This is a genomic window from Xenorhabdus miraniensis, from assembly GCF_002632615.1.
Genome location: NZ_NITZ01000004.1, coordinates 147,524 through 168,558, shown reverse-complemented (window position 1 = coordinate 168,558; position 21,035 = coordinate 147,524). Strand labels below are relative to the sequence as shown.

Genomic DNA, 21,035 nt, shown 5'->3' with positions numbered 1-21,035 from the left:
TCTTCACTCGTTATGTTTACTTCACCGTTCTATTTAGAACGGCCTGAATGATTTTCAACAGCATCGATCAGCGCTGCTGACACCCGTTCGGTTGCATTAATGATAGCCACTGAGCGCGCTTTTTCTGCCATTTCCAGTAATTGTGGGCGTTGCCACTGAGTTAACAATTCTGCCACCGCATTGACCGTAAACTCCGGCTGTTCGAGTATCTTTGCAGCCCCTACTTTCTCCAATGGCAAGGCATTCCAATATTGCTGGCGATCTTTATGCTGGAATGGAACAAAAATGGCAGGCAAGCCCGCGGCAGAGATTTCGCTAACCGTCAAAGCACCTGAACGACACACCACAACATCTGCCCACGCATAAGCCTGCGCCATATCATCAATAAATTCAGTCACTTTGAATTCAGACTTAACCAAATTTTCATATTTTTTCTGTGTTTCTTCCTGTGCGCCCTTACCAGCCTGATGCCATAATGTGACTTTATCGCCCAAGCGAGCGGCTACTTCTGGCATAGTCTGGTTCAGAATTCTCGCGCCTTGGCTACCACCCACAATCAGCACCCGAACGGGGCCTTCACGCCCAACCAAACGTTGTGCAGGCAGGGGCAATGCCAGTACATCTTCCCGTACAGGGTTACCAACAACCGGCGCTTTAGAAAAGGCTCCCGGAAATGCCTGTAAAACCGTTTTGGCAATTTTAGCTAACCATCGATTAGTCAGCCCTGCGATGCCGTTTTGTTCATGCAGAACAACGGGAATGCCACATAACCATGCGGCTATTCCACCAGGGCCAGAGACATAGCCTCCCATTCCCAGTACAACGTCCGGCTGGTAACGACGCATAATCGCTTTTGCCTGCCGAATCGCTTTAAAAATTCTGATGGGGGCTGCCAGTAGTGCTTTGATTCCCTTGCCCCGCAATCCTGAGATTTGAATAAATTCAATATCAATGCCATGTTTTGGAACCAAATCAGCTTCCATGCGATCAGCCGTTCCCAACCAGCGAATATCCCACCCTTGCTCTTTTAAATGGTGGGCAACAGCCAGTCCCGGAAACACATGACCGCCTGTACCACCTGCCATCACCATTAAACGCCGGTTTTTGCCACTCATTTGGGGCTCCTTACGAATGCCTGTGCTTTTGTCAGGCGCACTTCATAATCAATTCGCAATAACAAGACGATAGCTGTCGACATGACAATCAGACTCGAACCACCGTAACTCACTAGAGGTAATGTTAATCCTTTCGTTGGCAGCATACCTGCCGCTGCGCCAACATTGATGAATGCCTGAAAGCTGAACCATACGCCGATTGCGCAAGCCAAAAAGCCTGAAAACCGTTGATTAAGCTGCAATGCCCTGCGACCAATCATCATTGCGCGGAAAGCGACGAAGAATACCATTGCCAACACTAAAACCACACCGAAATAACCTAATTCTTCGGCCAGAATGGAGAAAATAAAGTCAGTATGGGCTTCTGGCAGGTATTCCAATTTTTGGACTGAATTTCCCAACCCTTGCCCGAAGAAACTTCCACGACCAAATGCCATTAGTGACTGGGTTAACTGATAACCACTGCCGAACGGATCTTCCCACGGATTCAGAAAAGAAGTTACCCTGCGCATACGATAAGGTTCAGCAACAATCAGCACGCATACGGCAAATATTCCACAGCCAATAATGGCAAGGAACTGCCATAATTTTGCCCCTGCCAGAAACAGCAGCGCTAATGTTGTAACAAACAACACAATCACTGTGCCTAAATCCGGCTGTGCCAACAGCAAAATCGCCAATGCAATCATGACGCCCATTGGCTTGCAGAACCCCCAGAAATTGTTTCTTACTTCCTCAACCTTTCTGACCAGATAACTGGAGAGGTAGCAAAAGAGCGATAGTTTCGATAATTCGGCAGGTTGAATACGCAGCGGGCCAATTGCCACCCAGCGTGACGCACCATTGACCGAGCTACCGACAAATAGCACCACAACCAACATCATAATTGTGCATAGCAACATGACATTGCTGTAACGCAACCAGAAACCCATCGGAATGCGCAGCGTGACCAGGGATAATAAAAAGCACAGTAACAAATAAATCGCATCGCGTTGCGCGAAGATAAAGGGATCTTTAGCGAGACGCTGACCAACTGGCATTGAGGCTGATGTCACCATGATAAAGCCGATAACAGCCAGCCCCAATATCATCCAGACCAGGGTACGATCATACATGACGATATCTGTGGTATCTGCTTCCACATTTCCCGCCAACCAATTTTTAAATTTACCAAGGCCTGGAATGGTCATCAGCCTAACTCCTCTGCCAAACGGGCAAATTCATGACCACGATGTTCAAAACCATTGAACTGATCGAAACTCGCGCAAGCGGGTGACAGCAGAACCATATCGCCAACAACTAACTTAGATGCAATTTCTCTCATCGCCTGTTCCATTGTTTCTGTCAGTATTGAGATTTCAGGACGCAATTGCGCCAGTTGATCCCCATCACGGCCAAAACAGTAAAGACGAATATTATTTCCTGCGATATAAGGTTTCAGCAGAGTAAAGTCTGCCGCTTTTCCATCGCCGCCCAATAAAAGATAAAGCGTACCTTCCAAACTCAATCCGCTGAGTGCCGCTTGGGTGCTGCCAACATTGGTTGCTTTAGAGTCATTTACCCAGCGAACACCATTTCTCATATGAATCACCTGAAAACGGTGATCTAACCCAGAGTAAGTCCGCAATGCCTGAAGGCTGGCCGCACGAGGAATACCGACAGCATCCGCCAAAGCTAATGCCGCCAGCCCATTCGTGTAGTTATGTTGCCCAGCCAACTGCATTTCACGGGTTGACAACACGGGAGACTGATTGACCACCAATTGTTGATGTGCACTATCAAGTTGATAATCCCCGCAGTCCACACCAAAGCTGGTACAACGGCTATCTTTGCCAGCCTCTGGCAACGTCAAAACATCTTGTTCATTCACTACACAGACTTTTGCCTGATCGTAAATTCGCAATTTCGCCGCTCGATACTGTGACAATCCTTTTGGATAGCGCACCATATGGTCTTCGGTGACATTCAGTACAGTCGCGGCGGCGGCTTTCAGGCTGTAAGTCGTTTCAAGCTGGAAGCTGGAAAGCTCCAATACATACAGCTGGCAAGGTTTTTTCAGTAATTCCAGAGCAGGGATACCAATGTTTCCCCCTACACCAACCTGCCACCCGGCTTCTTTTGCCATCTCACCAACCAGAGTAGTCACTGTGCTTTTTCCGTTTGAGCCCGTAATGGCAACAATCGGTGCTATGGCTTCACGGCAAAACAGCTCAATGTCTCCAACAATTTCAACACCAGCATCAGCTGCGGCCTGCAATTCAGGCGTTGCCAACGCGATTCCCGGACTGGCAACGATCAAGTCAGCATCAAGCAGCCATTGTTTATTTAAACTGCCAGTGTGGCATTCAACATCATCAGGCAGCTTATCGCTGCCCGGTGGTACGATACGGGTATCCATTACACGCGGAGTCACACCCCGTGTGATAAAAAAGTCAACACAGGAAAGGCCTGTCAGCCCTAACCCGACAATGACGACTTTTTTACCTCTGTATTCAGTCATGAATAACTTAGCCATGATTAACGTACCTTAAGGGTTGCCAGACCAATCAGTACTAACATCAAGGAAATAATCCAGAAACGCACGATAACGCGCGGCTCTGGCCAGCCTTTCAATTCATAATGATGGTGAATCGGTGCCATGCGGAAAATGCGCTGTCCACGCAACTTAAATGAGCCAACCTGCAAAATGACAGAGAGCGTTTCCACCACAAATACGCCCCCCATGATGACCAACAGGAACTCCTGACGCAGCAATACCGCAATAGTGCCCAACGCTCCGCCCAAAGCCAGCGAACCCACATCTCCCATGAACACTTGCGCCGGGTAGGTGTTGAACCACAAGAAGCCCAATCCGGCTCCCACTATCGCGGTACAGACAATCACTAATTCGCCTGCGTGACTTAAGTAAGGTATATGCAGATAGTTGGCAAAGTTCACGTTACCCGTTGCCCATGCCACCAAAGCGAAACCGGCTGCAACCAGCACCGTTGGCATGATAGCCAGACCATCCAATCCATCAGTCAGGTTCACCGCATTACTGGTGCCTACTATCACGAAATAGCTCAACAAAATGTAAAGCAATCCCAGTTGTGGCATGACTTCCTTGAAGAATGGCACGACCAATTGCGTTGCTGGCGTATCTTTGCCGATGCTATACATGGCAAACGCCACACCCAAAGCTAAAACGGATTGCCAGAAATATTTCCAACGGGCAATTAACCCCTTGGTATCTTTGCGAACCACTTTACGATAGTCGTCTACAAACCCAACAATGCCATAGCCCAGTAACACAACCAGTACACACCAGACATAAGGGTTATCTAAACGCGCCCATAACAAAACAGAGATAGCGATGGAGAACAAAATCAGCAAGCCGCCCATCGTTGGTGTTCCACGTTTACTGAAGTGGGATTCCGGGCCATCATTACGCACAACCTGACCAATCTGTAGCTTTTGCAGATAAGCAATCAGGGTTGGCCCCATCCATAACGCAATGAATAATGCTGTCAGCAAGCCAACAATGGCTCTGAACGTCAGATAAGAAAAGACGTTAAAGCCTGAGTGATATTTAACTAAATATTCGGCCAGCCAAACTAACATTGGAAGTTCTCCTTCAGTGAGTTCACTACCTCTTCCATTGCGGCACTGCGTGAACCTTTAATTAATATGGAAATCATTTCGTGTTGTTCCAGTAAAGAAAGCAGCGCTGCAACTAAATCAGCCTTGTTCGCGAAATGCTGCCCTCGACCACTCGCGTCACTAATATGGGTACTAAGAACCCCTACACTGAATACTTTATTTATATTTGAAGAGGCTATGGCCTCTCCCACTTCATGGTGGCACTGAACCGCCTGTTCTCCCAGTTCTCCCATATCGCCGACAACCATGACCCGATAATCAGGCATCTGCGACAACACATTCGCTGCTGCAATCATTGAACCGGGATTAGCGTTATAGGTGTCATCCAACACTACTTTCCCCTCTGTAAGATGAATGGGGAATAAACGACCTGAAACTGCTTTTAGTCCTGATAACCCGACACGAATATCCTCCAGAGATGCGCCAACAGAAATGGCGAGAGCACTGGCTGCCAGTGCATTGGCAATATTGTGTTTCCCCGGTAATGGCAATGTCAGTTCAGTCTTGCCGATTGGGGTATGAAGGCAAAAATATGTTGCCAGTGGCTGTTCAGAAATATCCGTTGCGTAAAAGTCAGCCCCTGCCATTGATGAAGCAGAGAAACGCCATACTGTCTGCTGATCATTAATGCTGTGTTGCCAGTTTTCCCAATCATGGCTATCCAGATTGATAATGGCTGTTCCGGTTGGAGCAAGGCCTTCAAAGATTTCACCTTTTGCCTTTGCAACCCCTTCCAAAGAACCAAAACCTTCCAGATGGGCAGAAAACAGATTATTCACCAGGGCACTTTCAGGGCGCGTCATCTCAGTGGTATAGGCAATTTCGCCGGTATGGTTAGCACCCAGTTCAATCACGGCAAATTGGTGTTCATCGGTGAGCCGGAATAAAGTCAATGGCACCCCAATGTCATTATTGAAGTTACCCGTTGTATAAAGGGTATTTCCGCATTGTCGCAAAATCGCTGCTGTCATTTCCTTAACGGATGTTTTGCCCGACGAACCTGTCAGGGCTACGACCCGCGCTTTGCTTTGTTGACGAACCCAGCCCGCCAGTTTGCCCATCGCCAAGCGTGTGTCTTCGACAATCACCTGAGGACAGTCAATATCAAAGCGACGATTGACCAGCAACGCCCCTACGCCGAATTGAGCTACATCAGCAACGAAATCGTGAGCGTCAAATTTCTCGCCTTTTAAAGCAATGAACAAACCACCACGTACAATTTTGCGGCTATCGGTTTCCACAGCATGAATCTTGACATCGGTTGCCTGCTGTTCAGTAACCTGATACAGCATTCCACCTGTTATTTGTGCCAATTGCCGGAGTGTCAGTGGGATCATGCGATTACCCCCAACAAACGAGCAACGGTCAGGCGATCTGAATAATCCAAACGACGATTGCCGACCAATTGATAATCTTCGTGGCCTTTACCTGCCACAAGAACAACATCTTCTTCAGTCGCTTGCATAATGGCGCTGGTGACAGCTTCAACACGCCCATGAATCGCCATTGCCCGACCCGGATCGATAAATCCGTCCAGAATATCTGCCACAATGGCCTGTGGTTCTTCACTGCGAGGATTATCATCTGTCACAACCACGCGATCAGCCCCTTGCTCTGCAACACCGCCCATCAGAGGACGTTTGCCTTTATCGCGATCACCACCACAGCCAAAGACGCACCAGAGTTGTCCCTTACAATGCAGACGAGCTGCCGACAGCGCTTTTTCCAAGGCATCTGGTGTATGAGCATAATCGACAACAACAGTAGGACGACCCGCCGCAGAAAAGACTTCCATACGCCCGCAAACAGGTTCCAGACAAGATGCTGCTGCCAGCAATTTTTCCAGCGGATATTCCAATGACAACAAAGTCGCGAGCGCTAAAAGTAAGTTACTGACATTGAATGCGCCCATTAGAGGGCTATTGAGCGTTCCATTTCCCCAACTTGAAGTAAATGCAATAGAAGCACCTTTGTCGTGATAATGGACTGCATTGGCCGATAACCAGCGCCCCTGCCAATTTTCCGGCAAGCGGCTTTCCATAGTGACTGCGACCGCATCGGGTAAGCGAGACAACCATTTCTGTCCCACATCATCATCTGCATTGATGATTTTCTGTTTCACATCATGGCTGCCGAACAGCATCCATTTGGCATCTTCGTAACTTTCCATATCACCATGATAATCAAGGTGATCACGGCTTAAATTAGTAAAAACGGCTGCCTGGAATGGCAATGCCGCCACTCTTCCCTGAATCAACCCATGTGAAGAAACTTCCATTGCAGCAAAAGTGGCGCTCTGATTAATAAGCTGCTGTAAATCAAGCTGAATATCAACGGCAGAACCCGTAGTATTTTCGCTGGGCACAACCATACCCAACAAACCATTTCCTACCGTCCCCATCACCGCACTGGTTTCTCCAAGCCCTTGGCTCCATTGTGCCAGCAATTGTGTTGTTGTTGTTTTTCCATTGGTTCCGGTAACACCTACCAATGTCAGCTTATTACCGTGATGTTGGTAAAACTCACCAGCCAGTTCTGACAATTTATTATTCAAATCATCCAAATAGATAACCGGTACACCGTGCACTGTCTGTATCGTGCCGTTATCCGCTTTTCCCTTCGCTTCTGCAATCACCGCAGCAACGCCTTGAGCGATGGCTTGAGGAATATACTTTCGACCATCTGTTTGATGCCCTTGAATTGCAACAAACAGATCTCCGGCAGCCGCTTTACGGCTGTCCAATGTCATTTCACGCAGCGGAAGCTCCGGTGTATCAACACCCCATGGAGCCAATAAATCGCGTAAATTACGATCTGCCACTTTAATCCTCTTTATTTATTAATCATAAATTCGTTTTTATCACCCACAGGTAATGCGTCTGGCTCAACGTTCATCGTACGCAGAACACCACTCATGATGGCTCCGAAGATGGGCGCCGAAACCGCACCACCATAATATTTACCTGCTTGTGGATCATTGATGATCACAACCAGTGCAAACCGGGGATTACTCGCAGGCGCAATCCCTGCGGTATAAGAAATATATTTATTGACATATTTGCCATCCGGTCCGACTTTTTTCGCCGTACCGGTTTTAATTGCGATGCGATAACCTTTTATCGCTGCCCGTACACCACCCCCACCGGGTAATGCTACGCTCTCCATCATGTGCACCACTGTCCGCATGATAGGTTCAGGAAATACGCGCGTTCCGGGTACGGGTGGATCGACTTTGGTAATTGACAGTGGGCGATAAACGCCCAAACTGCCTATCGTTGCGTAGACTCGCGCTAACTGTAACGGCGTTACCATCAGCCCGTAGCCGAAAGAAAAGGTGGCCCTATCAAGATCTGACCACCGTTGTTTATTTGTTGGAAATAAGCCACTACTTTCTCCGACCAGCCCCAAATTGGTCGGTTTTCCCATCCCAAAGCGTGAATAAACACTTACCAGCTCCGAGGCAGGCATCGCTAACGCCAGTTTAGAAACACCAACGTTACTCGACTTCTGTAAAATTCCGGTAATGGTTAACTCAGGGCGTGGGGCGACGTCTTTGATTTCGTGCCCGCGCGAACCATACGTTAATCGATATGGTCTGGTATCCAGCACCGTATTTTCTTTCACAATCCCACTGTTCAGTGCACTCATTACCACCAGTGGTTTCACCGTAGAGCCGGGCTCGAAAATATCCGTGATGGCGCGGTTTCGCATTGCATCTTTCGGTGTTCCAGCCAAATTATTCGGGTTGTAAGATGGGCTATTGGCCATCGCCAGTACTTCACCCGTATTCACATCGACCAGTACAGCCGTACCGGATTCAGCTTTGTTCAGTGAGACGGCTTTAGCCAGTTCCCGATACACCAAGGTTTGAAGACGTTCATCAATGCTAAGCATCAGATCATGGGCGGCCCGGCTATCCGTAGATGCGATATCCTCAATAACACGGCCTGTGCGATCTTTACGCACAGTCCGGCTTCCCGGCATACCGGTCAGCCAACTATCAAAGCTTTTCTCAACGCCTTCAATTCCCGTGCCATCAATGTTGGTCACGCCAATAATATGTGCGGTCACCTGCCCTGCCGGATAATAACGACGGGACTCCTGACGCAAATAGATGCCCGGTAATTTCAATTTCTCGGCATAATCACCGATGGAGGTATTTACTTGGCGGGCAAGGTAAACAAAGCGCCCATTGGGATATTCACTGATTTTGCTGGTTAGTTGCTCAATCGGAATGGATAGTGCATCAGCCAACGCCTTCCAGCGGGTATCATCTGTGATACCGCCTTTCTCAAATACTTCTTTGGGGTCAGCCCAAACAGCATCAACAGGCACACTAACAGCAAGAGGGCGCCCATTGCGATCATTTATCATGCCACGGGCGGTCGGGACAGCCTGGACGCGCAGGGAGCGCGAATCACCTTCTTTTACCAAACGGTCAGGATTGATTATCTGCAAATAGGCAACACGAATCAAAAGCCCGATTAAAGCGAACCCAATACCCCCGCACAGCAAGGCAAAACGCCAGCTTACAAAACTTGCTTTATCTTCTTGCTTTTTCAACTTTAAAGAGCGTGCAGCTTTCATCGCCTACCTTTTGGTTGTCAACTGGACTCATTGAGTGATCACAATGTTTTCTTTACTTGGATCAACATGTTGCATCTGCAATTTTTCAGTCGCAATCCGTTCAACCCGACTGTGATCACCCAGAGCATTCTCTTCAAGGAGCAGGTTACGCCATTCAATATCCTGAGCATCAAGCTGGATCACTTGACGCTCTTTCTCCGCAGTCAATAAGCGGGTTTGATGGGTGACCGTCACAACACTGATGGCTGAAATCACAACTGCCACCAGCAAAATCAGTGGGATTTTGGCATTGCGGATCATATCCCCGCCAATAACCCCGACTAATCCATGACGCTCACCTGCCATTATTCACTCACCTTTTCAGCAAATCGCAAAACCGAGCTTCGCGCTCTTGGGTTTGTGGCCACTTCATCCTCTGAGGGCTTCATTTTGCCAATGGATTTCAGACTCCGGCCTCCCAACGCTTTTAGTTGCACTTCTGTGAGAGGTAAACCTGCTGGAACCTGTGGCCCCTGGCTGTGTTGCCGGATAAAGCTTTTCACTATGCGATCTTCCAACGAGTGGAAACTGATGACAGATAATCGCCCCTGTGGTGCAAGAACGCGCAATGCACCATTCAATGCACGTTCTATCTCTTCCAGTTCACTGTTAATGTAAATCCTGATAGCCTGAAAGCTGCGTGTTGCCGGATGCTTATGCCTTTCCTTCACTGGGCTTGCCTGAGCAATGAGTTCTGCCAGCTCTCGGGTACGCGTCATCGGTTGTTCCTGATTGCGTGCCACAATAGCTTTTGCAATACGTTTGGCAAAGCGCTCTTCACCAAATGTCTTCAGTACCCATGCGATGTCATCTGCTTCTGCTTTCATCAACCATTGTGCGGCAGACTGCCCACGCGTAGGATCCATCCGCATATCCAGTGGCCCATCACGCATAAATGAAAAACCACGTTCAGGATCATCCAACTGTGGGGATGAAACCCCTAAGTCCAGCAATACGCCATCAATTTTTCCAACCAGACCCGCTTCTTCTACATAGGTTGCCAATTCAGAAAACGGCCCATGAGTGATAGAAAAACGCGTGTCAGTAATCGCCTTTGACGCTTCAATAGCTTGTGGATCACGATCAATTGCCATTAAGCGCCCATTAGGCCCCAGCTTTGACAAAATCAGGCGTGAATGCCCTCCACGCCCAAATGTTCCATCTATATAAATTCCATCTTCTTGAAGATTCAATCCATTGACAGCTTCATCCAGTAATACACTGGTATGTTTGAAATGACTGTTTGCCATGTTTATAGTGATAAATCCTGTAGCCTTGCTGATAAAGGTTCTTGTGGAGACTGCTCAGCCGCAATGTCATTTTGTACTTGCTGATACCAAACTTGCTCGTCCCACAATTCAAATTTATTAAATTGCCCAACCAGCATGACCTCTTTTGTTAGCCCTGCATGCTGACGCAGTGTATTAGCTAATAAAAGACGCCCTGCACTGTCCATTTGACATTCACTGGCGTGTCCCAATAACAAACGTTGAACGCGACGTTCGGCTGGATTCATGCTGGATAAGCGAGATAACTTTTCTTCGATGATTTCCCATTCGGGTAATGTATAAAGCAACAGGCACGGCTGATGGAGATCAATGGTACAAACCATTTGACCTGTTGATTCCTCATTCAGCGTTTCCCTATATCGGGCTGGTACAGTGAGCCGCCCTTTACTATCGAGATTAACCAGTGTTGCTCCACGAAACATACTCAGGTTACCCCTTGATGGCCCAAATCTCCACATTATCCCACAAATCACCACAATTAAGAGTTTACGGATGGTATGAAAACCTTGTCAAGCCAGAGCCCGTGCGCTTTAGCTAGATTTACAGAAAGATTTGGAAGAGAAAAAGAAGGATTTTTTAGATTTAGCTATATTAATAATAGATAACACTATGATAATTTTGAATAAATTAATAAAGCTGTAGAGAGTCTGTTTTAGCGTGAAGTTTCGAGCAAATACTTACCACTTAAATTAATTTATGCAACTCATACCTCATTGTTGCCCAATTGTTAATCAATGAAAACCTATCAATAATAAAAATATATTTAAGTTATAGTAGTATAAAAAATAATAACATTATGAAATTCAATATTTCCTAAAGGAGTAAAAACAATTAAATATCAATCAAATAAAAAAAGCCATTGCAGAACAAAAGTAAACCATATAAATCACATGGTTTAAATGGCGAATTATTCATCCGATCATTTTAAATAACATATTATCGTTTTTAGTTGTCATAAAATTATGTTTAGAGGAATTTTAGTCAGAATAGTCTTAAAATTACGAAAAAAGTGTATTTCGATGATTTTTGTAGGACAAACAGTACCCTCATCTTCAATGAGGGTACTCAATTAGGCTTTTCGGCTCAGCTTGCCGCGACGACATAAATGACGACGCATTCGGGTTATTCCGGGAACGGGTCGCTGTTTTTCATCTAAACTCGCTAATACCAGCCCCAAAGCGCATTCAGCAACATCGCGATGACGCTGTGCCACAGACAAAACAGGGCATTCAAGGAAATCGAGCAACTCATGATCACCAAATGTCGCAATCACTAACTGATCCGGCAGACGACCGCTCCGTTTGAGAATGGTATCCATAACGCCCTGAAGCAAAGCAAACGAAGTGGTATACAGCGCCTGAGGAACTGGGTTTGTTTCTAACCATGAAGCAAATACTTCCGCCGCCGCTTCACGCTCATAGCTATTTGCATACAGATAGTTCACTTCCCGTGGGTCATTCTCCCACGCTTCACGGAACCCTTGTTCACGCAAGAAACTTACCGATAATTCAGGCAATGCCCCTAAATAAAGAACAGATTCTGCCGGGAATTGGCGTAATTCCTGTGCCAACATTTTGGCATCTTCAAGGTCATCACCAACCACACTGATAAAATGTTCACTATCCAGCGCACGGTCAAGTGCAATGATCGGCAGTGAGCGATTTGCCCAACGCTGGTAAAAAGGGTGTTCGGGAGGCAAGGCCGTGGAAACAATGATGGCATCAACCTGACGTTGCAAAAGATGCTCAACACAACGCATCTCATTATCAGGCTGATCTTCAGAACATGCGATCAATAGCTGGTATCCGCGCTGTCGTGCCTGACGCTCAAGATAATTGGCAATACGGGTGTAACTCGTATTTTCCAAATCGGGTATGACTAAACCAATTGAACGGGTACGTCCGGCTCGTAAGCCAGCAGCAACAGCATTAGGATGGTAATTGTGTTCCCTGACCACAGCCATCACTTTTTCTACTGTTTTATCACTAACCCGATACTGCTTGGCTTTACCATTGATAACATAACTGGCCGTAGTACGTGAAACACCTGCTAAGCGGGCGATCTCATCCAGTTTCACATTAACCCCTCAGTAATATGATGAAAAAGCCCTACTTTACAATAGGGCTCAATGAATATCTGTATTTTACCCCGCAGATTACGATTTTTCATCGCATAATTTTATCTCCGCGAGAGATGCCAACAATACCTGAGCGAACCACTTCCACGATCTCAGCCATATCTCTTACTGAATTAAGGAAAGCATCCAGTTTTTCGCTCGTCCCTGCTAATTGGACGGTATAAAGCGTTGATGTGACATCAACGATCTGCCCACGAAAAATATCCGCGCTACGCTTGATCTCTTCCCGCCCATCCCCGCTGGCTTGTAATTTCACCAACATAATTTCACGCTCAACATGGGGCCCTGCTGTCAGGTCATTGACCCGCAGCACATCCACCAGTTTGTGCAACTGCTTCTCGATTTGTTCCAGTACCTTGGCATCACCTTTGGTCTGAATAGTCATGCGGGATAATGTTGGATCTTCAGTCGGCGCTACTGTCAGGCTTTCAATGTTATAACCCCGTTGAGAAAATAGCCCCACCACGCGGGATAATGCTCCCGATTCGTTTTCAAGTAATACAGACAAAATCCGGCGCATGATCAGGTCCTCTCTGTTTTGCTTAACCACATTTCATCCATTGCTCCACCACGGATCTGCATTGGATAAACATGTTCAGTTTCATCAACGGTAACATCCACGAAAACCAGACGTTGATTTTCAGTGACTTCATGCAGAGCCTGAGCCAGTTTCGTTTCCAGTTCATCGTAAGTTTGAATGGAAATGCCAATATGACCATAAGCCTCTGCCAGTTTGACAAAATCAGGCAGGGATTCCATATAGGATTGAGAGTGACGACCTGCGTATATCATGTCCTGCCACTGTTTTACCATTCCCAGAAAACGGTTGTTCAAGTTCAGAACCAGCACAGGCAAACCATATTGCAAGGCGGTGGACAATTCCTGAATATTCATCTGAATACTGCCGTCCCCTGTCACACACACGACTGTTGCATCAGGTTTTGCCAACTTCACGCCAAGGGCAGCAGGCAGGCCAAATCCCATTGTCCCTAAGCCCCCTGAATTGATCCAATGCCTCGGCTTATCAAATGGATAATGCAGGGCAGCAAACATCTGATGCTGACCAACATCGGATGCCAGATACGCTTTCCCTTCAGTGAGACGGTAAAGGGCTTCTATCACCGCCTGTGGTTTAATCTTCGCTGTGGAGCGATCGTAATCAAGGCATTTGCGGCTACGCCACTGTTCTATAGAAAGCCACCAATCTTTCAGGGCATCAGGGTCTTGGGTATCTTCAAAGGAATTTAACATCTCCAGCATCTGCCTGAGCACCTGTTTCGCATCCCCAACGATAGGGATATCTGCCGTCACCGTTTTCGAAATTGAAGTCGGGTCGATATCAATATGCAGTATCGTTGCTTCTGGACAATATTTTTCCAGGTTATTGGTTGTACGATCATCAAAGCGCACCCCTATCGCAAAAATCACATCAGAATTGTGCATTGCTTTATTGGCTTCGAAAGTACCGTGCATTCCCAACATGCCCAAACTTTGCCGATGGGTCGCAGGAAACGCCCCCAACCCCATGAGCGAACTCACAACCGGAATGTGAAGACGCTCAGCAAGCGTCAATAACTCCGCAGAACATTCTGAATTGATGGCTCCCCCACCAACATAAATCACAGGCTTTTTCGCACTCAGCAGGGTTTTCAATACACGCTTGATCTGCCCCTTGTGTCCCTGAATGGTAGGGTTGTAAGAACGCATCTTGATTGTTTCAGGATACACATACTGAAATTTCAACGCAGGATTGACGGTATCTTTAGGGAAATCGATAACAACTGGCCCGGGCCGGCCACTTGCTGCCAAATAAAAAGCTTTTTTAATCGTACTTGGAATATCTTCCGCTTTTTTCACCAGAAAGCTATGTTTCACTATGGGACGGGAAATTCCCACCATATCGCATTCTTGAAAAGCATCATTGCCTATCAGGGAACTGGCGACTTGACCTGATAGAATGACCATAGGAATTGAATCCATGTATGCCGTTGCAATTCCTGTGATGGCATTCGTTGCTCCTGGCCCGGAAGTCACCAAAACAACCCCGACTTTTCCCGTAGAACGGGTATATCCATCAGCCATATGAACAGCACCCTGTTCATGACGAACCAGAATATGTTCAATGCCTCCCACCGTATGCAGGGCATCGTAAATATCCAATACAGCCCCGCCCGGATAACCGAACACATGTTCAACGCCCTGATCGATTAACGATCTCACGACCATTTCGGCTCCTGACAACATCTCCATCGAGTTTGCCTCCAGGCTCTGTTTGCAAGTTATCTGTTTGCAAGTTATTAATAATTGGCACTTCATAAGGCTACTGTGAAATAGCCTTATTTATCCCATTTGTTATTTATATAAAATGAATCATTGCCTAGCGCTATTTTATAGCGTCAAGTGAACTAACATAACGTCAGACACAAGTGTTAGCAAACATCAATTCACATATTAAAAACATTTTTTTAATAAGAGCCCGGATTTTTCCTGCCATCAATCCCGATACATGGATTCAATTTCACTCTGATAACGCTGTGAGATAATCTTGCGGCGTAATTTCAATGTCGGCGTTAATTCTCCTTTTTCCATGGAGAAGGTTTCAGGCAAAAGAATAAACCGTTTGACCTGATGAAATTTGACAATATTTTTCTGCATATCTTTCAAACGCTGTTCAAACAACTCAATAACTTGATGATTCCGCAGTAATTCAAGGCGATCGCGATAATGAAGGTTGATAGATTTTGCATATTCTTCAATGGCTTCATAACTGGGAACAATCAGGGCAGAAACAAACTGGCGGGCATCAGCAATAACCGCGACATGCTCAATAAAGCGATCCTGACCCAACATGCCTTCAATCATTTGTGGGGCGATATATTTTCCTGTTGATGTTTTCATCAAGTCTTTCAGGCGTTCGGTGATAAACAAATTACCATTATCATCCAATCCACCCGCATCGCCGGTCTTCAGCCAACCATCTTCAGTAAAAGCACGCACAGTTTCCTCTGGACGGTTGAAATACCCCTTCATCACAATAGGCCCGCGCACTTGGATCTCGCTCTCCGTACTGATACGAACTTCAACACCGGGTAATGGCGTACCAATTGAGCCCAAAAGATAATTCTTTTCTTCCCAGCAAGACACCGTTGCACAGGTTTCTGTCATACCGTAGCCATATTTGATATTGAGACCAATAGACAGAAAGAAACGGGTGATGACATCATCAAGCCGTGCCCCCGCCACTGGCAGGAAACGAACTCTCCCGCCTAACAGATTACGGAGCTTGCTCAACACCAGTTTGTCAGCCAATTGATAACTGCAACGCGTAAATGGGCAACCTTTTTTGTTCTGTTGCTGACGCATCCAGTGGTTTTCGCCACGCTTTAATGCCCAATTAAAAATCATCCTGCGCAAAACAGGAGCCTGAGAAACTTTCCCCAAGATTGCGCCATGTACTTTTTCATAAAAACGGGGAACAGAACACATGACCGTTGGACGCACATCAACCATTGCCTCACGGACAAGATTTGTATCAGTCAAATAGACGTTCAGGGCTCCGGTATGCATGACATAATAGCTCCATGCCCGTTCGAAGATATGGGACAACGGTAAAAAACAGAGGGACACATCCTGTTTCGTCAAGGTCAGTCTTTGGTCATGCAAGTAAAGCTGAGAAGCAATATTGCGATAATCCAACATGACTCCCTTTGGTTCCCCCGTTGTACCAGAGGTATAGATTAGGGTGAAAAGATCATCCAAATCCTGATCAGCAATACGGCTATCAAGTTCTGGCTGATATTGTGCGTGGTCATTGTCAATGAAAGCTGATAAATATATTGCTTGTGGGCACCCCTTTAAATCCACAGACCCATCCATAACAATAAGATGAGAAAGTTCGGGGCACAATTCAATCAATGGCATCGCAATATCATATTGCTCCTGTCCACCCACAAACAGTATCTTCGCGCCCGCATCATTGAGAATAAATGCCGCTTGCTCACAGGTACTGGTTGCATAAAGCGGTACTGTCACAGCCCTGAGCTGAAGGATAGCCAAATCAGCCAATGACCACGCCATACAGTTTTGCGCAAAAATGCCGACTTTTCCCTGCACTTCCACCCCCAATGACAGCAACGCCCTTGCCACGGATTTCGTTGTACACTCGACTTCACGCCAACTCATTTCGAGCTGCTCTGATGACGACCATTGTCGAAATGCAATTTTTTCTGGAGATTCATTGGCTTGTTGCTGTAATCGGTTAACCAAGTGATAGGAATGCAGAGAGTCTTTTATCACAATATATTCCTGTATAAATATTTTCATTCTGCGTACTCAGCAAGCATGCTGCCTACTTTTCAGCTTACAGATGTTAGCTATTTCAACGCAGTCTACCTATTCCTAGTAAAAGGGGAAAGTGTATTTTAAATATCTTCTTCCTCTGAAGGAGAAAATACTTGCAGGATTTGTCGAATAACTACAGATAAACAGAGATAAATGTCGTAAGAAGAGTCAAAAGACTAAGAGCCCTATGCCAGTCATCATGACCAGAACAGGGCTCTTCATACTTTTATTTTATTCCCGTTCGCCAAGATGGCTCAGTAATGATTTCATCCACTGGTGGCCTTTATCTCGATCTGTTGAACCATGCCATATCAAATAGCAAGGGCGAGAAATTCGACCATTAGGCAAAGGGACGGAACAGATATTTAGCTGTTCAGAGTAATGCTCGACCATCCATTTTGGTACGATAGCGACTAAATAAGTCTGGGATACAATATTAAGAACACTATTTAGATCCGTTCCCTGATAAGAAACAGAACGCAATAATTCTTTGCTCTCATAGTAAGGCTTGCTGAATGAATCTGCATTCTCCAATGCAACAATAGCATGTCTTTCTTCCTGCAATTGCTGCTGGGTAATTCGTTTTCCAATTCTGGGGTGATGATTGGAAACTGCCAAAACCAATTCATCATTAAACAAAGGATAATTATGAAAATCAGGGGATTCTAATTGGGTATAACTGATTACGAATTCTATTTCCTGATATTTTAATTGCTTTTCAATATCACCACTAATTTGTGTTTTAATGACAACTTCAATATTCGAAGAATGTTTTTTTATTTGTCCGACAATTTGAGCAGCCAGACGAATATCAAGCGGGCTACAAATAGAGAGGTTAAATATCCTTGTGCTATTATCAGGATCAAACCCCACTCCGGGTAATTCATTATGAACGATTTGAAGTGCCTGTCTGAGTGGCCCGAAGAGCTGTTTTGCTCTGGCCGTTGGCTGAATACCCCGCCCATAACGAACAAATAATTCATCATCAAACATGGTCTTCAAACGTGCTACTGCATTACTGACAGCCGGTTGTGACATTCCTAATGCCTGAGCTGCACGTGTGATATTCTGCATTTGCATTACAGCATCAAAAACAGTAAGCAAATTGAGATCTACACTGCGCAATTGGACATCGCATGATTCTTTTTTTCCTGTAGTTACTAAGTTGTATTCAGTCATTATTTCACTCCACTAAACTTATAGCAGTGATCTCATTAAATAATGGAATACTGACGATTTCTGAATGCAACATTTTGACATTCAAACCGCCTTACCAATTAATAAGATCAATTATCCCAATTTGTTGGAAAGTAAATTGAGATTCGTCCTTGTACAAAAAGTAAATAAGCACAACCAATGCCTTCTTATCTACGTAGCCGTAATATTTTTATAAGCATGAATATTAATGCGTTATATATGAATAGAAATAACTCAACTTACACTAACGACTTACTTTCGAAACGAGCAGCCAATAATGACAGAATGAAGAGCAGAAACAAATTCATAATAAAATGACTGTATTCCAACTAGTTATCAGAACTCTCTATTAATATTTTCTATCAGGAAAATAATCCAAAGTATTAATCAGAAATTAGTTCTTCTAATATATCGAGACACAATTTATTAATATTCTATATGGTTATGATTTATTAATCTAGAAACACTGTATCTAAAAACACTATACCTAAAAATACTATACCTAGAAACACTATACCTAGAAACACTATAGCTAAAATCCATCTTATCTTTGTTCCTTCAAATCCATCAGTGCATATCCATTTTTATACCGCCATATTTAAACGATCGTATTAAAAACCACGTAAAAACGACAGGTTAAAATAACAGACTACACATTCTATCATCCATCAGTGCCGGATTTTACTCCATATATAGATATGAAAAATAGATAAAAACATCGCTAAAAATGTAAAAAATAGTCACCAAATCCAAATCGTGTTCAATAAAAAACCAATGATGAACATATTTAACGCTGAATTCATGCTTATCATGCTTGACATTGTTTTTCAGATAACGTATCTATAAATAAACTGACAGTTAAAACCCAATTAACAAATTTATAAAGGTTAACTTACATGATTCTTTCCATTCACCTACTAAGCCTACTACTTATCGCCTTCAATGTGCGCGGTATGCTGGTGGGTGCAGGTAAAAGTTAAGTTAACCTCCACCAGAAACAAAAAACCCGCGCATGGCGCGGGTTTTTTTTTACCTGGACGACGTACAAGAATAAAACATCATCGCCTATTTGACAGGAGCACAACATGAGCCAGCAAGTTATTATCTTCGATACCACACTGCGTGATGGGGAGCAGGCATTACAAGCCAGCTTGAGTGTGAAAGAAAAACTGCAAATCGCTTACGCACTGGAAAGGCTGGGAGTCGATATCATTGAGGCCGGTTTTCCAGTTTCTTCCCCCGGGGATTTTGAATCAGTTCAAACCATCGCTCGTGAAATCAAAAACAGCCGTATCTGTGCTTTATCCCGCTGCGTTGATAATGATATTGATGTTGCTGCCGAAGCCCTGAAAGTTGCAGAAGCCTTCCGCTTACACATGGTGCTGGCTACCTCCAGTCTGCATGTCGAACACAAACTGAAAAGAACCTTTGATGATGTTGTCGAAATGGCTGTCCGCTCAATAAAACGAGCGCGCAAGTACACTGATGATATTGAGTTCTCCTGTGAAGATGCCGGCCGTACAAATATCGACAATTTGTGCCGGATTGTCGAGCAGGCAATCAAAGCTGGCGCAACCACTGTCAACATCCCCGACACCGTTGGTTACACAACTCCGTACCAGTTCGGCGGTATTATCAGCACCTTATTTGATCGTGTACCCAATATTGATAAGGCGATTATTTCTGTCCATTGCCATGACGATTTAGGTATGTCTGTGGCTAACTCAATTACCGCTGTTCAGGCCGGTGCGCGACAGATAGAAGGTACCATCAACGGATTGGGGGAACGCGCCGGAAACTGTTCACTGGAAGAAGTGATCATGACAATCAAAACACGCCAGAAAATGTTGGGGGTTCACACTAATATCAACCACAAGGAAATCTACCGTACCAGCCAATTGGTTAGCCAAATCTGCAATACGCCGATCCCCGCGCATAAAGCCGTTGTTGGCAGTAATGCCTTTGCTCACTCATCCGGCATTCATCAAGACGGCGTCCTGAAGAACCGCGAAACTTACGAAATCATGACGCCAGAGTCCATTGGCCTGAAAGATACCCAGTTAAACCTGACTTCACGCTCTGGTCGTGCCGCAGTGAAACACCGCATGACCGAAATGGGTTATCAGGAACATGACTATGATCTGGATGCTTTATATCAAGCGTTCTTGAAATTGGCAGATAAAAAAGGACAAGTGTTTGATTACGATTTGGAAGCATTGGTATACATCAACCAGCAACAGCAAGAACATGAACATTACCGTCTGGATTATTTCAGCATCCAGTCCGGCACCAACGTAGTGCCTACTGCCACCGTGCGCCTGGCCTGCGGAGATGAAATCAAATCTGAAGCCTCTACCGGTAACGGTACCGTTGATGCTATTTATCAGGCCATCAGCCGAATTACAGGTTATCCACTTAAATTAATCTCCTATCAATTATCCGGTAAAGGACAGGGGGAAGATGCCCTTGGTCAGGTTGATATTATTGTGGAGTGCTTTGGCCGTCGTTTTCACGGAATGGGATTGGAAACCGATATCATTGAATCTTCTGCCAGAGCCATGATCCACGTGCTGAATAGCATCTGGCAGGCAGAACAAGTAGAAAAGGAAAAACAACGTATATCCCAAAACCATACGCAAAATTACAGCCAGAACAATTCTCAGGATAACAACACAAAGGAAACTGCATAAT

Annotated in this window: 16 protein-coding genes; 1 reads left to right on the top strand and 15 read right to left on the bottom strand. The window is 45.4% G+C overall.

Annotated elements, in window-relative coordinates; genetic code table 11:
- Positions 1-29: 29 nt before the first annotated feature.
- The 15 genes from murG to leuO all read right to left on the bottom strand — a co-directional run bounded on the left by murG (position 30) and on the right by leuO (position 18,326).
- A complete protein-coding gene (murG, locus tag Xmir_RS05840; protein WP_099113460.1) occupies positions 30-1,115 on the bottom strand; it encodes an undecaprenyldiphospho-muramoylpentapeptide beta-N-acetylglucosaminyltransferase in 1,086 nt (361 codons plus the stop codon).
- Positions 1,112-2,305 carry a cell division protein FtsW gene (gene ftsW, locus Xmir_RS05835; protein ID WP_099113459.1) on the bottom strand — a complete coding sequence of 398 codons (1,194 nt, stop codon included), beginning with the start codon at positions 2,303-2,305 and terminating at the stop codon, positions 1,112-1,114. The genes murG and ftsW overlap by 4 nt, the downstream gene beginning before the upstream one ends.
- The gene (murD, locus tag Xmir_RS05830) at positions 2,305-3,615 is read right to left on the bottom strand and encodes a UDP-N-acetylmuramoyl-L-alanine--D-glutamate ligase (RefSeq protein ID WP_099113557.1); all 1,311 of its coding nucleotides are present in this window, start codon (positions 3,613-3,615) and stop codon (positions 2,305-2,307) included. Before murD ends, ftsW begins: the two co-directional genes overlap by 1 nt.
- 17 nt (positions 3,616-3,632) lie before the next feature.
- Positions 3,633-4,715, bottom strand: coding sequence for a phospho-N-acetylmuramoyl-pentapeptide-transferase (gene mraY / locus Xmir_RS05825; protein ID WP_099113458.1), 1,083 nt, complete (start codon positions 4,713-4,715; stop codon positions 3,633-3,635).
- Positions 4,709-6,091 (bottom strand): UDP-N-acetylmuramoyl-tripeptide--D-alanyl-D-alanine ligase, encoded by a 1,383-nt coding sequence (murF, locus tag Xmir_RS05820; protein WP_099113457.1) that lies wholly within the window; start codon positions 6,089-6,091, stop codon positions 4,709-4,711. Before murF ends, mraY begins: the two co-directional genes overlap by 7 nt.
- On the bottom strand, positions 6,088-7,575 hold the full coding sequence (gene murE, locus Xmir_RS05815) for a UDP-N-acetylmuramoyl-L-alanyl-D-glutamate--2,6-diaminopimelate ligase (RefSeq protein ID WP_099113456.1): 1,488 nt from the start codon (positions 7,573-7,575) through the stop codon (positions 6,088-6,090). Before murE ends, murF begins: the two co-directional genes overlap by 4 nt.
- Positions 7,576-7,586: 11 nt before the next feature.
- Positions 7,587-9,341, bottom strand: a complete 1,755-nt coding sequence (locus Xmir_RS05810) for a peptidoglycan glycosyltransferase FtsI (protein WP_099113455.1) — start codon at positions 9,339-9,341, stop codon at positions 7,587-7,589.
- 27 nt (positions 9,342-9,368) lie between these two features.
- Complete coding sequence (ftsL, locus tag Xmir_RS05805; RefSeq protein WP_099113454.1) at positions 9,369-9,689, bottom strand: cell division protein FtsL; 321 nt, start codon at positions 9,687-9,689, stop codon at positions 9,369-9,371.
- Positions 9,686-10,630, bottom strand: coding sequence for a 16S rRNA (cytosine(1402)-N(4))-methyltransferase RsmH (gene rsmH / locus Xmir_RS05800; RefSeq protein WP_099113453.1), 945 nt, complete (start codon positions 10,628-10,630; stop codon positions 9,686-9,688). The genes ftsL and rsmH overlap by 4 nt, the downstream gene beginning before the upstream one ends.
- 2 nt (positions 10,631-10,632) lie before the next feature.
- A complete protein-coding gene (gene mraZ, locus Xmir_RS05795) occupies positions 10,633-11,091 on the bottom strand; it encodes a division/cell wall cluster transcriptional repressor MraZ (protein WP_099113452.1) in 459 nt (152 codons plus the stop codon).
- A gap of 647 nt (positions 11,092-11,738) precedes the next feature.
- Complete coding sequence (gene cra, locus Xmir_RS05790; protein WP_047963069.1) at positions 11,739-12,746, bottom strand: catabolite repressor/activator; 1,008 nt, start codon at positions 12,744-12,746, stop codon at positions 11,739-11,741.
- A gap of 88 nt (positions 12,747-12,834) precedes the next feature.
- A complete protein-coding gene (gene ilvN / locus Xmir_RS05785) occupies positions 12,835-13,326 on the bottom strand; it encodes an acetolactate synthase small subunit (RefSeq protein ID WP_167385946.1) in 492 nt (163 codons plus the stop codon).
- Positions 13,327-13,328: 2 nt separating this feature from the next.
- On the bottom strand, positions 13,329-15,056 hold the full coding sequence (gene ilvI / locus Xmir_RS05780) for an acetolactate synthase 3 large subunit (RefSeq protein WP_099113451.1): 1,728 nt from the start codon (positions 15,054-15,056) through the stop codon (positions 13,329-13,331).
- Positions 15,057-15,299: 243 nt separating this feature from the next.
- Complete coding sequence (locus tag Xmir_RS05775; RefSeq protein WP_208620393.1) at positions 15,300-17,129, bottom strand: AMP-dependent synthetase/ligase; 1,830 nt, start codon at positions 17,127-17,129, stop codon at positions 15,300-15,302.
- 249 nt (positions 17,130-17,378) lie between these two features.
- Positions 17,379-18,326: a transcriptional regulator LeuO gene (gene leuO / locus Xmir_RS05770; RefSeq protein WP_099113449.1), complete on the bottom strand. Its 948-nt coding sequence runs from the start codon at positions 18,324-18,326 to the stop codon at positions 17,379-17,381.
- A gap of 1,103 nt (positions 18,327-19,429) precedes the next feature.
- On the opposite strand from leuO, the gene leuA reads away from it, so the two are divergent.
- Positions 19,430-21,034, top strand: a complete 1,605-nt coding sequence (gene leuA, locus Xmir_RS05765; protein WP_099113448.1) for a 2-isopropylmalate synthase — start codon at positions 19,430-19,432, stop codon at positions 21,032-21,034.
- Position 21,035 lies beyond the last annotated feature (1 nt).